Source organism: uncultured Paraglaciecola sp. (genome assembly GCF_937123705.1).
Taxonomy (GTDB): domain Bacteria; phylum Pseudomonadota; class Gammaproteobacteria; order Enterobacterales; family Alteromonadaceae; genus Paraglaciecola.
On sequence record NZ_CAKZKO010000090.1, the window covers coordinates 1 to 15,101 of the forward strand.

The window sequence follows — 15,101 nt, forward strand, 5'->3', positions numbered from 1 at the left end:
TGCATTAGCCACAGCGGGATTAAACGGGGCAATAGGTTACGCAACGGATGCAAGCGGAGCATCAGCACCAACTGGCATCCCAACAATCGGCACAATCACAAAAACCGAAACCACAGCAACTATCCCATTCTCATATGCAGAGGGTGACGAGGTTGATGGTTTTGACCTTAGAGTCGGCGGCGTAACTATCACTGATGAAGGTACTGATAACCCAATTGTATTAACTGGATTAACGGCTGGTACGGCTTACACAGTAGAAGTAAGAGCTTATAACACAACAGGAGATGGCAGTTGGTCTAGTGTTGTTGGGTTTACGACTGATAGTGTTGAGCATAATGATGTTAACTTGTCATTCAATGTTTCGGCGAATATTAAGATGTCAGGTGTTAAATCGGCCGCTGATAGCGTTGAGTTGCCATTGGCTGTAAATGTGCGAGCTGATGGATTTAAAGAGTCAGCTGGCAGTAGTGCGTTTGACACTGCAACTCAGGTGGCCGTATCTGGCACTAAGCATTCTGTTGGTGAGCTTGGCATTTTACAGGGTTTAAACGCTATATTAACTGGGGTTAAATCAGCGGGCGGTAATGCGCTAGTTACCACCGCAACACATATTCAAACGGGTGGCATTAAGCATTCGCCTGGTCAAATCAATATCACAGCTTATGCAATAGTAGGTTGGCAAGGTAGTTCAGAAGTTACTCGGTTGGGGTCAATCACTATTCAAGCTGCGGTGGGCGTGGCGTTTGGTGGCATTAAGCACGCTAACGAAGCAGTTAGTTTTAACACGCTGGCAAGCGCTAATATTAAGGGTGTTAAGCATTCATCTGGCGATATAAACATTAGAGCCAAGCAGTACATTGGTATTAATGCCACAAAAAGCGCGACTGGCATTATTGCATTTAATGCAGCGGCAATGATTGACTGGGCAGGCTATTCAAGCCAAACACCAACGCGGGTAACGCTAATATCTATGCATGGTGTAGTGCAATCGCTGCACTTAAACGGCATTAAAAAATCAATAAATCTTAGAGGTTATTTATGATGTATCAAGCAGACGACATTAGCATCACTGTTGATGTAACCGACCAAAAGACGGGTGCAAAAATACCCGCATCAGATTTTGTGGCTGCGAAATATGAAATATGTAGCGTGAGTGGATCGGTATTGTTTGCAGCTGAGATGCCAGGTGATATCAAAGTAGCTGATGATGATTTTGTATTAACGCTGCCAAAAGCAATAAACAACCAAGATGGAGAACAAAAGCATGAAATGAGAGTACGAGATGCGCAGGGCAACGAATCGACTATCATCCAACAATTTATTACTAACAACAAAACGAGTACAAGACTATGAATCTAACTATTGCGGGTAAAAATTTAATGCTATCTGGGGATTGGGATCCTACATCACTAGTTGGCGCGCTGTTTACATCTGGCGACTATACGGCCGACGAGCTAACAGGTACAGGCTATGCAAGACAAGCCATCACATACGATGCACCAGCAGGAGGTGTGCTATCAGTTGACGACGATAACCTAGCAACATTTACAATACCGGTGGCAGCAGAAGGTGAAACAGTTGATTTTACGCATGCAGCAATATACGCCGGAGCAACACGAGTGGGCGAAGGAGCAATAACCCCACAAAGCTACTCAACAGGCGGCACATACACGCTAAATGAGGCAGATATTACGCTCAGTGATGTGATGTAGGTAAACACTGTTTAAAGGGCATTTAAAGAGTGCCCTTAGCACCCTGTTTTTATCAAACTACCCCGCGCCCGACCCGAACAGGTTTATCAAACTACCCCGCGGCGTTTATCAATCTGCGTCGGCGGCTACATAAATGTTGTAGCACTAGTGTGGTTAGTGAATCACAGTGGATTAATAAACTAGAATAGCTTTAGCTAGCCCTTGCAGTGGGTGAACTACACCGATGTAGTGAAAGGTTCTGGCTGCCCTTATCACGACTCGCACCTTCAAATACTAAAAAGCCCCGCTAAGAATAGCGGGGCTTTTTAGTATTTGGCGGAGAGAGAGAGATTCGAACTCTCGTTAGGTTTAACCCTAAACACACTTTCCAGGCGTGCGCCTTCAGCCACTCAGCCACCTCTCCAAATTTTTAAAACCTTCTGTGACCACTTTGTCGCGGTCAAATACACGTCCATGATGATATGCACCCAATCTCGTCTTCCGTGACTTGATGTTAAACCGCATGGAGCTGTGCTCCTAAAGAGAGCGGCTTAACCCTCTGCAAATTTGTTGCGTTTTTCGGTCAGTTGCCTGACTTTCTAAGCGCGGCGTATGTTATGGAATTCGGCTTGTTGAAGCAAGGAAAACATCATAAATACTGGCATTGCGTATAAAATATCAGCAAACTCTAGCTTATACCGTCTTTTCTAAGCGTTGCCTTTAACTTTTAGCTTGAGTTCTGCGGCAAAATCTAACATGCGATTTAGCGGTATCAGCGCCTTTCTTCTTAAAATGTCGTCTACAAAAATTTCATGACCGCTGGTTTCTGTTAGAGATTCTTTTATCGCCTTGAGGCCGTTCATGGCCATCCATGGGCAATGTGCGCAACTTTTACAGGTTGCGCCATTACCACCTGTTGGGGCTTCTAGTAGTTCTTTGTTGGGTGCGGCTTGTTGCATTTTATAAAAAATTCCACGGTCGGTGGCCACAATAAATTTATTATGGGGTAATGACTTTGCTGCATTGATCAACTGAGTGGTAGAGCCTACCGCATCGGCCATTTCTATTACGCTGGCAGGTGATTCTGGATGCACTAATACTGCCGCTTCTGGATGTAGGTGTTGCATGTCTTTTAGAGCTTTTGCTGAAAACTCGTCGTGTACAATACATTCCCCTTGCCATAACAACATATCGGCACCAGTTTGTTTGGCTATGTATGCACCTAAATGGCGATCGGGGCCCCAGATGATTTTTTCGCCCATGGCATCTAAATGTTCCACTATTTCTAGGGCAATACTGGATGTTACTACCCAATCGGCGCGCGCTTTGACCGCAGCCGAAGTATTAGCGTAAACCACCACTGTGTGGTCGGGGTGCGCGTCACAAAACGCTGAGAATTCTTTAACGGGGCAACCTAAATCGAGTGAGCATGTCGCTTCTAGAGTAGGCATTAACACGGTTTTCTCTGGGCTAAGAATTTTGGCTGTTTCGCCCATAAACTTTACGCCAGCCACAATTAGGGTGTCGGCTTCACAGTCCCGGCCAAATCTGGCCATTTCTAGTGAGTCAGAAATACAGCCGCCGGTTTCTTCTGCCAAGGCTTGAATTTCGGGGTCAGTGTAGTAGTGCGCCACAAGCACTGCATTTTTTTCTTTAAGCAAGGTTTTAATCTGCTGTACATAGTCTTGTTGCTGGGTATTAGTCAAGGCAACAGGCTTAGCAGGAAAAGGATAATCTATGGTTTCAACAGGGAATAGCTGGGACATATTGTAAAAGTATTATTGGAACAAAAAACGTCCGAGTATTATACCCGCTGTACTAGTAACTTGTCACATATTTGAGCGGTTAAACTTAATAGAGCTAGTTAAAAGCTGCGTTTACTCGGCGAATTGCCGTTTAAATACTGTTGATATTTGGCGCGCCAAAATTGACCTTCAGATGAATTATTTACATCCTCGTACAATTGCGCGAAGTTAATATGAGCAGATGGCTGATTAGGAATATGTTGCAACTGCTTTTGCCATGTTGCCAAGTAATAATCCGGAATGTAGGCGGTATCGTGATATTCCATAAAGGTAAGTTTACTCGATGCCTTAAACGCTTGTGCTGGATGGTTATCACAAGTGCGGGCGGCATGAATTTCTGGAATATTTTTCAGCCCAAGTGATTGCCAATATTTTTGGTCTGCGGCGACATTTTTATTTTTTTGAAACACCATGTTGGGGGCTTCTACACCTTGGCAAACCCTTTTTGCGAGCCCTTGACTAAGGGGGTATTCATCGATGAAACCTGAAAAATGGGCGAGTTCATGAATAAATACATCGTAGCTGTCTTGGTTGTCGAGGAACATGATGCCGTTATGAACATTGGCTTTACCTTTCTCGGCAAATACCACTAAGTGAGTGAAAGCTATAGATTTTAATTTGGCAGCTAAAGGCAACATTTGACAGCCTAAGCGACCACTTTGTTGCCAATTTTCATTACAAGACAAGTCACTTTGTACCTGCCAAGTCACGTCAAAAATGCAGATGGGTAAAGAACTTAAGCGCGAATCATTTTCAAAACGAGACCTAAATACCTCTGCTTGAGACAAAGACTCAGCACCAGACGCCACAAACAACAGCTTTTGTTTACAGTGTTTAGGCAAACTAAAGTCAAGCAATAAGGTCTCTGCATCACTGGTTATGGAGTCGTTCGCATTTTGCTCGAGCTCGAATTTGGTAATAGTTTGCAACTTTACACTTGGTTCGTTTTCTTGAGATCCAGAATCAAATAGCAGGTTGGCAACCAGCAACCAACAAGGCAACAGCATACCAATTACGGCGACTCCCCACTTAGTTGCAACTCGCATTTTTATTGGGTTTTTGACTCGTTTGTGACAGCCTTATTGGTTTCATCACGTAACAAGTTGAGTTCTAACCTCGCGTAGCGATGTTCAACATATTCAAACACATTGGTACTTAAAGCGAGTTTAAAATAGTTTGATGCCACACCTTTGTTACCTCTAGCTGAGTGGTATTTACCCAAATAGAAATAGGCTTCGCATAATCTGTCGGTGAGTTGTTGCTGACTGGTCACTCCCCTAATCAAAGCATTAAGCAGTTCAGTTTCAGTGGTGTTCTCTAAATATAAGTCCACTAACTGCGTAGCCCAATTTTGCTCGTCTAACTGTTGGCGTTGCTTGGCAAGTTCTGCTAGCGCCTTCAATTCATCTATCTCCCTAGACGCTAAGTAACTCCATAAGGCGCGATAAGGATCAGACGCATTTTTACTATAAAAAGTGCCGAGATCTTGCACTGCTAAATCAGGACGGCCGCCATAATACAAAGCAATACCACGATTTAAAAACGCAAACTCCATATCAGGATTAATATCTAAACTGGCATCAAAGGCTTCGTAAGCTTGGATAAAATTCATCTTTTGGGTGAAATGGACCCCCATAGAATTATACGCTTCGGCCAAATCAGGCTTTAAACGGATCGCTTGGTTAAAATCAAAATGCGCCAGCCCCGACAACCCTACGCTGTCGTATAATGTGCCTCGTTGATGTAACAATTGTGCTCGCTGGTCATCTTCCAAATCGGTGTTACCCAAAATGTGACTGTAACGGGAAATGGCTAATTGTGAACGCTGATTCATAGGAGCAGGCTCGGCCAATAATAAATTGCCCATTTGCCCATTATTTTGCATTGAAGTGCTGTTATTAGCACAACCCAATAATAAGGCGCTTAGTAAAATGATAATGCTGAAATGTGTGTACATATTGTTAGAAAAGTCTTACCTAAAAAAGATTATTTATATGACTCTGAATTTGAAGTTCGGTTTCAATGTAAACCTGTTAAATAGTCAAAAAACAACAAGAAATTAAGGCCGTTAGAGTCGCCTATTTGCCTTTGAAAGTAAAGTTGCCTTACTCACTACTCTACTAAAAGAGTGAATTAAACTTGAATCTTGATCCCTAATTAGCGCACACTACGCGGCCGAGTTATATTTACGGTCTAATTTTTATGGCACTTGACCTAAAGCCTGAACACAAAACACTGCTGGCATTAGCAACAAAAGCACAAAAAAATGCCCATGCCCCTTACTCAAACTTTTTTGTTGGGGCCGCTATTCTTGATGAAAAAGCCCAACACCATGCTAGCTGTAATGTAGAAAATGCTGCCTATCCCCTTGGACAATGCGCCGAAGCAGGGGCGATTGCGGCCATGGTTGCATCTGGCAGTAAACACATTAAACATATCCTTATCGCCAGCCCAAATGATGAGTTTTGCTCGCCTTGTGGCGGCTGTCGTCAAAAAATAGCTGAGTTTGCAGATGCTCAAACCGAAGTGCATTTAGCGACTAAAGAAGGCAAGATAAAAACGGTAAAGTTTACCGAATTACTGCCTTTGGCATTCGGTTTTGAAAAATAATTACCTGTTCATAAAAAATGCCGCTAACTTTAGCGGCATTTTTATTTGAATCACGTTATCACTACATGGACATGGGTTTAAAAGGCAAGTCACGGTAACGTTTGCCTGATGCGGCAAACACGGCATTGGCCAGAGCAGGAGCAAAAGGTCCAAGTCCGGGTTCACCTAACCCAGTTGGTTTATAATCATTTTCCATAAAATGTACGTTAACCTGAGGCATTTCGTTAATTCTTAGCACCGGATAATTGTGGAAATTTGAATTGACCACTGCGCCTTCTCTAAACACCACTTCGGTTCGCAACGACAATGACATGCCCATCACCACTGCGCCTTCCATTTGTGCTGTGGCACTATCGGTATTGAGCACTTGACCGCAATCGACTATGGCATCCACTTCAAGCACTTTAATGTCGTCGCCGTTTACTTCGACTCGTACCGCCATCGCCACATAGGTATTAAAACTAAAGTGAACCGCTATGCCTAAGCCTTGATTTTTTGGCAGAGATCCACGATTTTCCCAGTCACACATTTGCGCCGCTTTTGCCAATACCCCTTTTGAGCGCGCCACTTGTTCGGCTTGTTCGGCATTTTTGTTATTGTCATAAATGTTGTGTAACAAACTCACAGTATCTTTTTTGGATTGATGAGCCAATTCATCGGCAGCGCTGCCAAAGGCAAAACCATAAAAGATGGCGTACACCGCTCGATACCAACCTATGCGCGTATGGGCAACGGCTTCACCAGTTTCACTGCGGTAGTTAGCAATGCCAAAGGGATGTTTATCAACATCGCCTAAGTTGTTGGCGGGCGCTCTATCAAGGCTTGGATCAAACAACGAGGCAATGGCGGGAAATGCCGCGCGGTGCAACCAACCCGAGACATTGCCCTCTTTATCAAGTGATGCTTCGATATGTTGCGCATTAATCGAATGATAATAGCCGGTACGCATATCTTCTTCACGTGACCAAATAAGTTGCACTGGCCCGTTAACCGCTTGGGATAACACTGCCGCTTCGTGCACGTAATCACATTTGAACTTACGCCCAAAAGCCCCACCTGCCATAGTCACATTGACCATAATGTCTTTTGGTTCACGTTTTAAATATAACGCTAACACTTTTTGGATATCAGCAGGGCTTTGTGTGGCCGCCCAGACTTCGCAACTGTCTTTTTGAACCCACACAACTGAGGCATTCGGCTCCATAGGTGAGTGAGACAAATGCCCGCCTGTGTAAGTCGCTTTTACAACATGCTCGGCATCGGCAAAAGCCTTGTTTATGTCGCCGCGCTCGGCAGCTAGCTCCGCAGGTTTTTCGACGTTTTTAACCAGCTGGACTTTATAGGCCTTGGTGTCGTAATTTTTATGCTCACCTAAGTCCCATTCAATTTTGAGCTTTTTAAGGGCTTGTTGCGCTGTCCAAGTGTTGTCGGCTACTACAGCAACGCCTCCTAAAGATCCAAAGGGGTGATTGAGCCTAGGTATTTCAACTACCTTAAGTACACCTTTTATTTGCATAGCCGCGGATTTATCGACACTTTTAAGCTTGCCGCCCATCACAGGGCAATGGGTGATCGCAGCATATTTTAGGCCTGGCATTTTAGTATCAACGCCGTAAGTTAATTGCCCAACTACTATGTCACCTTGGTTGTGCCTTGCTATGTCTTTGCCGATATATTTGTAATCTTTTTTCTCTTTGAGGGTTACGCTGTCGGGTACCGCTTCATTAGCAGCTAAGCTTGCCAGCTCGCCATAACCGAGTTTTTGCTGGTTGTTTTTATTGATAACAAAGTGGTTGTCGGCCAAACAATCTTCAGGCGCAACCTTCCATACTTTAGCGGCAGAGGCCACTAACATCATTTTTGCCGCTGCACCTGCTTCACGCATGGGAATATACATGGTACGAATACTCGCCGAGCCGCCCGTGGCTTGAGGTCCGTATTTTTCTTCGTTACCTTCGCCTTGTTTAATGCTGACCCTTGACCAATCGGCTTCAAGTTCGTCGGCGACTGCGGCGGGTAATGCAGTACTAATGCCTTGCCCCATTTCACAGCGACCACAATAAAGTAAGGTATCGCCGTTATCGTCGATGTGAATAAACGCACTCGGATTAAAAGTGCTGTCTTCACCCATTTTAAAACCGGCTATGGTGGTTTGCGGTAAGCTTATACCTAAGACTAACCCGCCTGTGGCTAAGCCTGATTGTTTAAGAAACTTACGGCGACTTTGATTGGAAAGGGTATTTTGCGTTGAATCAGTCATCTTAAGCCTCCTTATACATTTCTTCGGCCGCATCAGAAACCGCTTGTTTGATACGCTGATAGGTACCGCAGCGGCAAATATTGCCTTGCATGGCGCTATCTATTTCTTCACTGCTTGGGCTGTTATTGGTGGCTAAAAAGCTAGCAGCATTCATGATTTGCCCAGCTTGACAGTAACCACATTGTGGCACTTTATTGGCAAGCCATGCTTTTTGTAGAGGATGGTCGCCATTTTCAGATAATCCTTCGATGGTAGTAATAGTTTTACCCGCAACCGCCGAAACTGGCATCACGCAAGACCGAGTCGCTTGCCCATCGATATGCACAGTACACGCACCGCACAAGCCCATGCCACAACCAAATTTGGTACCGGTTAGTTCTAGCTTGTCCCGCAAAAACCATAACAAGGGCATGTCGCCGTCGACATCGATTGGGTAACTTTTATCGTTAATCTTAATAGTTTGACTCATCACACTCTCCAGTTAACTTTTCGCGGGGCTGGATCAATATTTGGTTCCAGCCAAATTTTTATTTTATCTCTACTATACACATTTAAACTTAACCCGTATTAATCACTATGTAAGGCATCTATTGGATTAAGTTGTGAGGCTTTTACTGCAGGATAGGCGCCAAATCCTATACCCACAGCCATACAAATAGTCAAAGACAATACTATAGCGGTAATCGACCAACTCACCGCCCAGCCGGAATAAAAACCTATCACTTCGGACAATATCAAACCAAATGCGACGCCTAGAAGCCCACCTAAAAGTGAAATAGTGAAACTTTCAGCTATAAACTGCATTTTGATATTCTGTTGAGTCGCACCTACTGCGCGTAATAAGCCAATTTCTTTAGTGCGTTCCAGCACATTGGCTAACATAATGTTCATTATGCCTATGCCACCAACCAACAAAGAAATACCCGCCACACAGGCCATTACAATATTAAAAATTTGTTGCGTTTGTTTTTGCTGGGCGAGTAACGCGGCGGGGATCACTAACTGATAGTCATCAGCCTCACCATGGCGCATTTTGAATAAATACGACACCGCTTTAGCGGCCACCATTGGATCGGTTTCTTCAGATATTTTCAATTTGATTAAATCTAACTCACTGGCCAAAACGGGGCTACTGAGTTTCTTAATGCTAGTGCTAAGTGGTACAAAAATTAGCGCACTATCTCCGCCAATTTTCACCCCTTGAAATTCATCTTTATCAAAAAATGGATTATTTAACACCCCTACTACTTCTAACCAGAGGTGATTAACTTTTAAGAACTGCCCAACCGCTGATTTTTCTTGGAACAGCTGTTTGGCTGCATTCGCACCTATGACCGCCACTTGTGCTACTTGCTTGTTATCTTGTTCGGATAATAGACGTCCGGTTTGTACTTGCATATTAGACAGCCTGAAATGACTATCGCTTACCCCAACCACTTTTAAATCGGCACTGCCTAAATCACTGTAAACCGATTGAGTTTTAACATATCTTTGGGCGCTATAATCTTCTACAAACGGCAAGGTTTGGGTGGCAGCCTCTACGTCTGCCATAGTGAGCCCTAAAGACTCTTGACGAATTTCATTAAGTTCATCATCGGCAAATTGTTTGGCTTCAACAATCAAGTTTCTAAGGCCCATAGAATCTATCATCTTGAGCGCTTGACGCTCGGCACCTTCACCGATATTTAGCATAGCTATCACTGCACCTACACCGAAAATCATGCCTAATAAAGTTAACAATGTACGCAGTTTATGAGAGGCCATTTCTGCTAGTGCATCTAATACCAAAGGCATAAAATTATTATTCATAATCTCCCCCTTCGGTTTCTTCGGGAATACTTAATGCGATGATATCTCCGGTCTTAAGTCCTGCCACCACCTCTACAAAATAAAGGTTTTTCCCAGCGATTTTGACTGCACGTTTTTCAAATTTCCGTCCGTCTTGTAGATACACAAAATTTTCACTATTTTCGTTAAAAATGGCCTGTAAAGGGATAGCGAGTTTTGCTTGTGAGTCAGCCACACTGATATTGGCTGACACTTTAGCACCAGGCTGTAAAGATTCGGCTGTACTTGCTAACGACACCACTAATTCAAAATATTTAGTTGGGTTGCCGCGCTTAATGGTGCGAGAAAATCCCGACACCGAAAGTACTTCACCATTATGTTTTTCATCAGGATAAGCATCTAAAGCCAAAGAAACTTTTTGCCCTACTTTCAAATCAATGGCATTTTTATCCAATACATACAACTTGGCCTGCATTTTTTCTAAGTTAGGAATTTTTGCAATAGTACTGCCGGGAAATATAGTTTGCCCTACTGTGGCTTTTTCGCCCCGCCAGTTTTTTTCGTACACTAACATGCCATCGTATGGAGCCAATACCTCCAGTTTTGCCAATGCTGATTGATGCTGCTGAAATTTGGCTTGATGCCCGTCTTTGCGAATATCTAGCACTTCTAAAGCACTTTGATTACGATCACCAATACTGCTTTCTTTCCATTCTATGAATTCCTCTTTCGCTCCAAGATAATCGCGGTTAGATAAGGTGTCGATGATTTCGATTTTGGAATATAGCCGCAAATCGTCTATGGCAAAGGTATCCACAAACTTAAACTCTTTGCCTACTAATACCTTGTCAGAGTTCAACTCGTTTTGTTGTTGATTCTCACTAGCATATTGTTTGCGCATATCCATATCTAACTGCATCATTTCCAGTTCTTCTTCGCGGCTGTCTAACAAAAGTTGTTCAGAATCAAAACGCGCCACCACTTGACCTTTTGTGACCCAACTATTTTCTTCGGCCAACCAATCAATGGTCATTGGGCGACGACCCGGAGAGTTAATACGCTCGGCTTGCGCGGCTTCCACTTCGCCTGTAGCCGGAATAAGCACAGCAAAACCTTTTTGTTCAACTTCATATAGCGGCACACTTGACTGAGGTGACTCGCCACAAGCTGATAGCGCCATTATAAAGATACTTAGCAAAATCCCTTTATTCATGAATCAACCACCTCAATTTTGGCTTTCATTCCGGGGCGCATAACCTCTGGTCTTTGCTCGCCAAGTTCTATTTGAGCATCAAAGATCACTTTAGGGTTATTGGCCGATTTAGGGTAAAACGCCTGCCCTAACTTACTGATTTTCCCCATGTAGGACATTTCTGGATAGGCTTCAAAGATCACCCTCACCCCTTGTCCTTTTTTGAGCTTAGACTTGTCTGGCTCGGCAAATTCAGCTTTTAGTGCTACGGCATCAAGAGATGGCAATTGCATCAAACTGCGCCCCATATAAACTGTTTCACCCACTGCCACTTTTTCTCCTTGACGATTTTCTTTGTACATAACTAGGCCATCTTTGGGCGCTTTTACACTTAACTTAACTATTTCCTCTTTTATTCGGTTAACCCTACTTTGCATGATTTTAATTTTTCCCTGTGAGACTTTCACATTTAGCAACACCGCTTTTTTATGATGGGCTAATTTTTGCTTTGCTTGGGCTAAATTTTCGGTTTGATAACGATAATCAGCCTGTTGTTTTAGCCGCTCAATATTAGAACGAGAGGCATCAACAATTTCGGCCTTACGCTTGGCTTTCTCATATTCCATCTCAGCTTCAGCAAGTTTTAATATAAGATTTTGGGTCGTGGCTTCGTCTTTTAGTTTGTTGCTTTCGGCTTTTTTAATCTCGGCTTTAAGCCTACTTTCCCTTCCCATTAGGTCATTTTTTTTCTTTTGACCATCAAAGACTAAAATGACCTCCCCTTTTTTAACTTGCTTGTTTTCTGGCGCCATTTTCTGAATCTTGTATTGCCACATGCGGGATATATTAGGCGGACCAATTGTGGCGTTTGATAGTGAAATCAATTCAGCCGAGGCGGTCACTTTAGGGGCTGCTACCAAAGGCGCGGTAGTGACTGGGTCCTCTTGGCATCCAATTAAACTAGCGCAGCTCAATATCAAGATAGTATTAAATATAATAAGGAACTGTCTCATATAGATAATTCCTTTGTAGCTGTGATTTGCGATGCAGTATTTTTCGGAATTAGATGTACTCTTACACTCATACCAGGAAATATAGCTTGTTTTAAAGGCTCAACGAAGCCTATTTCAACACGATAATAGGCACTGTCGCTCCACTGGCTTTTTTGCTCAGCTTGACTCGATACACTGATGATTTTTCCGGTGTAGCTTTGATCTGGATAGGCATCTAATGTCAGAGAAAATTGACTTTGTTGTAAGTCAATTCTTGCTGCGTCTATTTCGTGTATCCATGCTGAGACTTGATAAGTGGAGGCGGCTTGCACTGTGAGCACGTCCCAACTGGATTGAATATTCATTCCCGTCGCTACTTTTTGCCCCATCCATCTATGCATGGCATGTGTGACTGGACCTGTCATGTTAGCTTTCACACTGAGCTTGTCTAATTGACTGCGCTGATAGGTAATGTTTTCTTCGAGTTTGAGGATATCGATTTTTTTCTTACTGATCTCAACTTGTTGTTCTTCTAACTTTAGCGTGTGATTTTCTTCGGCTTTGATTTTAGCGCTGATGGCTTTCTCATATTCAATCACACTCTTGCCTTTTTCATAGGCGCTTATCTCGCCGTCTGGCACCGAGGCTTCGATACGCGTTTTTTCTACTAAAATATTGGCTAACTTTAAGGCACCTGCTGCTTCTAATACAGCCTGCCCTTTGTCCATTTCTAATTTCAGTAACTCTAGTTTATCAGTCTCAAGTTTCTCTTCGTTCACTTCTAACTGCGATTCAATACCACCAGAATCGAATACCACCACTAAATCACCTTTATTAACGATATTGCCTTCATCCGCCATCCACTGAATTTGTACTTGCCAGCGACTAGACTTAGGGGCAGTGACTAACTGATATTCTGATGAGGTAATAATGCCCGTTAGCAAGGTCACATGGTCCTCGGCTTTAGCATGACTTGCCATCGCCACAATCATAAAAATTAACATGTTTTTTAGTAACATAACTTTAGTCTCCTTGTTGCTCTAAGGATGTTGGGCGGTTGCCGCTGTATCTTTCAATACTTGACCATCACGCATAGTGATCACTCTTTGGGCATAAGTGGCAATATCGTCTTCGTGGGTGACCATCACTATGGTTTGGCCTTGTTGATGTAAGTCGGTCAACAACGCCATAATTTCAACAGAGGTTTTACTGTCTAAATTACCTGTTGGCTCATCAGCTAATACCACAGTTGGTTTGTTAATTAGGGCCCGAGCAATTGCCACGCGCTGTCTTTGGCCACCTGACATTTCGAAAGGTTTATGGTTTTTACGATGGCTTAAACCCACTTTGTCTAGTAACTCATTGGCGCGCCGATCGGCTTCTTCTTCAGAAACATCACTAAAACGCAGCGGCAATTTAACGTTACCAATGGCGTCTAATTTAGGTAACAAGTGGAAGGTTTGAAATATAAAGCCAATGTGTTGATTACGAATGGCTGATAGGGTGTCATCATCCAAAGTTGCCACATCTTTATTGTCTAAAAAGTATTGGCCACTGTTAGGCGTATCTAAACAACCCAGGATATTCATCAAGGTTGATTTACCTGAGCCGGAGCTTCCCATAAAGGCCACAAATTCATTTCTTTGCACGGTTAACGTGATGTCTGTTAGGGCATGGACTACTTCGGATCCATTGGCAAAAGATTTAGCAATATTACGAAGTTCGAGCATGAATATCTTCTTAGTAAAACGAAAGTGCTACCTTATACAGATGCTCAACAACTAGCAATAAAGCTAAACCTCAATATTGAGTTGCGACCTAGCTTAACTGTTTCAAATTATTTCTTAGAGGAGGCGTGCTACTTACGTGCGGCTTGTCTTGCCTCAAAAGCAACCATTTGTTCTTCAGTAGCGGGAAGCTGATGTTCCGCCTTCCAGTTACTGAAAGGCATACCATAAATAGCTTCGCGGGCTTGATCGTAATCTATCTCGACACCTTGCTCTTTGGCGCCAGCCATATACCACTTGGATAAACAATTTCTACAAAAATCTGCCAAGATCATCAGATCGATATTTTGTACATCTTTATTGGCATCTAGATGTTTAAGAAGTTGTCTAAAGGCCGCGGCTTCGGCAGCGGTTTTTTGTTGTTGATTCATGATATACCTAATATTTATTGTCGTGGATCGGTGGCAGTGACTTCAATGCGCTGGGCATTTTCATCATGAAATGCCAGTAAGTCGGTTAAGCCCTGCATGTTATGTAAGTTTCTAAATTCTATCCAATCGATTAAACAGTACAGGCACACTGCGGGATAGTTCCAGTTGGCAAAGTCCTGGTTGGCTACCATCTCGTTTAATTGCACTAATACTGCATTAACCCGCTCTTTTTGTAGCTTAAAGAACAATTTATCTTCATCTGGAGGGATATCAGAATTCGATAGAATAAACATTTGTACTAACGAATCGTTGGCTGAGTCAATAAGAGTGAGTTGGTTTTCTTGCTCCCAGCTAAGGAGCGGATCTTCAAACTTATTTGTTAAGTAGCGGTAGATAACTCTAGAGTCAAAAATTCGCTGCGCAGTGTCTTGCATCCCATCTTCTAACATGGGTATTTTCATTGTTGGATTTTTAGCTGCCAGAAGTTGTCTATCTTGCTCAGAAAATACCTGTAGATTTACAAATTCATGTTGAGTGTTGGCTAGCCAAATTCGCAAGCGGCGGACATAGGGAGAAGTTGTAGAGCCATATAGTTTCAACATAGT

At 43.2% G+C, this 15,101-nt stretch carries 16 protein-coding genes and 1 tRNA gene; 4 read left to right on the plus strand and 13 right to left on the minus strand.

Annotated features, from left to right (window positions below; all coding sequences use genetic code 11):
- The 3 genes from Q0688_RS12120 to Q0688_RS12130 form a co-directional block, all read left to right on the plus strand.
- The coding region (locus Q0688_RS12120; protein WP_299076734.1) for a fibronectin type III domain-containing protein at nt 1–1,042 on the plus strand (1,042 nt) is incomplete at its 5' end.
- Nucleotides 1,039–1,353 (plus strand): hypothetical protein, encoded by a 315-nt coding sequence (locus Q0688_RS12125; protein WP_299076737.1) that lies wholly within the window; start codon nt 1,039–1,041, stop codon nt 1,351–1,353. The genes Q0688_RS12120 and Q0688_RS12125, both read left to right, overlap by 4 nt.
- On the plus strand, nt 1,350–1,712 hold the full coding sequence (locus Q0688_RS12130; RefSeq protein ID WP_299076739.1) for a hypothetical protein: 363 nt from the start codon (nt 1,350–1,352) through the stop codon (nt 1,710–1,712). The genes Q0688_RS12125 and Q0688_RS12130 overlap by 4 nt, the downstream gene beginning before the upstream one ends.
- 313 nt (nt 1,713–2,025) lie before the next feature.
- Here the strand turns inward: Q0688_RS12130 and Q0688_RS12135 are convergent.
- The 4 genes from Q0688_RS12135 to nlpI form a co-directional block, all read right to left on the minus strand.
- Nucleotides 2,026–2,115 (minus strand) — tRNA-Ser (locus Q0688_RS12135).
- A 283-nt stretch (nt 2,116–2,398) separates the two neighbouring features.
- Complete coding sequence (gene nadA, locus Q0688_RS12140; RefSeq protein ID WP_299076742.1) at nt 2,399–3,457, minus strand: quinolinate synthase NadA; 1,059 nt, start codon at nt 3,455–3,457, stop codon at nt 2,399–2,401.
- Nucleotides 3,458–3,555: 98 nt separating this feature from the next.
- Nucleotides 3,556–4,542, minus strand: a complete 987-nt coding sequence (locus Q0688_RS12145) for a hypothetical protein (protein WP_299076745.1) — start codon at nt 4,540–4,542, stop codon at nt 3,556–3,558.
- Nucleotides 4,543–4,544: 2 nt separating this feature from the next.
- On the minus strand, nt 4,545–5,453 hold the full coding sequence (gene nlpI, locus Q0688_RS12150) for a lipoprotein NlpI (RefSeq protein WP_299076747.1): 909 nt from the start codon (nt 5,451–5,453) through the stop codon (nt 4,545–4,547).
- A gap of 245 nt (nt 5,454–5,698) precedes the next feature.
- Between nlpI and cdd the strand changes: the two genes are divergently transcribed.
- The gene (cdd, locus tag Q0688_RS12155; protein WP_299076750.1) at nt 5,699–6,106 is read left to right on the plus strand and encodes a cytidine deaminase; all 408 of its coding nucleotides are present in this window, start codon (nt 5,699–5,701) and stop codon (nt 6,104–6,106) included.
- Nucleotides 6,107–6,167: 61 nt separating this feature from the next.
- On the opposite strand, the gene Q0688_RS12160 is transcribed toward cdd, so the two are convergent.
- The 9 genes from Q0688_RS12160 to Q0688_RS12200 all read right to left on the minus strand — a co-directional run bounded on the left by Q0688_RS12160 (nt 6,168) and on the right by Q0688_RS12200 (nt 15,098).
- Nucleotides 6,168–8,366, minus strand: a complete 2,199-nt coding sequence (locus Q0688_RS12160; protein ID WP_299076752.1) for a molybdopterin cofactor-binding domain-containing protein — start codon at nt 8,364–8,366, stop codon at nt 6,168–6,170.
- 1 nt (nt 8,367) lies between these two features.
- Complete coding sequence (locus Q0688_RS12165) at nt 8,368–8,835, minus strand: (2Fe-2S)-binding protein (RefSeq protein WP_299076755.1); 468 nt, start codon at nt 8,833–8,835, stop codon at nt 8,368–8,370.
- A gap of 98 nt (nt 8,836–8,933) precedes the next feature.
- Nucleotides 8,934–10,175 carry an ABC transporter permease gene (locus tag Q0688_RS12170; protein ID WP_299076758.1) on the minus strand — a complete coding sequence of 414 codons (1,242 nt, stop codon included), beginning with the start codon at nt 10,173–10,175 and terminating at the stop codon, nt 8,934–8,936.
- Nucleotides 10,168–11,367, minus strand: a complete 1,200-nt coding sequence (locus Q0688_RS12175) for an efflux RND transporter periplasmic adaptor subunit (protein ID WP_299076761.1) — start codon at nt 11,365–11,367, stop codon at nt 10,168–10,170. Before Q0688_RS12175 ends, Q0688_RS12170 begins: the two co-directional genes overlap by 8 nt.
- On the minus strand, nt 11,364–12,359 hold the full coding sequence (locus tag Q0688_RS12180; RefSeq protein WP_299076764.1) for an efflux RND transporter periplasmic adaptor subunit: 996 nt from the start codon (nt 12,357–12,359) through the stop codon (nt 11,364–11,366). Before Q0688_RS12180 ends, Q0688_RS12175 begins: the two co-directional genes overlap by 4 nt.
- Nucleotides 12,356–13,357, minus strand: a complete 1,002-nt coding sequence (locus Q0688_RS12185; RefSeq protein WP_299076767.1) for an HlyD family secretion protein — start codon at nt 13,355–13,357, stop codon at nt 12,356–12,358. The genes Q0688_RS12180 and Q0688_RS12185 overlap by 4 nt, the downstream gene beginning before the upstream one ends.
- Nucleotides 13,358–13,378: 21 nt before the next feature.
- Nucleotides 13,379–14,068, minus strand: a complete 690-nt coding sequence (locus Q0688_RS12190; protein WP_299076769.1) for an ABC transporter ATP-binding protein — start codon at nt 14,066–14,068, stop codon at nt 13,379–13,381.
- Nucleotides 14,069–14,196: 128 nt separating this feature from the next.
- The gene (locus Q0688_RS12195; RefSeq protein WP_299076772.1) at nt 14,197–14,496 is read right to left on the minus strand and encodes a DUF1244 domain-containing protein; all 300 of its coding nucleotides are present in this window, start codon (nt 14,494–14,496) and stop codon (nt 14,197–14,199) included.
- Nucleotides 14,497–14,510: 14 nt separating this feature from the next.
- Complete coding sequence (locus Q0688_RS12200) at nt 14,511–15,098, minus strand: glutathione S-transferase family protein (RefSeq protein ID WP_299076775.1); 588 nt, start codon at nt 15,096–15,098, stop codon at nt 14,511–14,513.
- Nucleotides 15,099–15,101 lie beyond the last annotated feature (3 nt).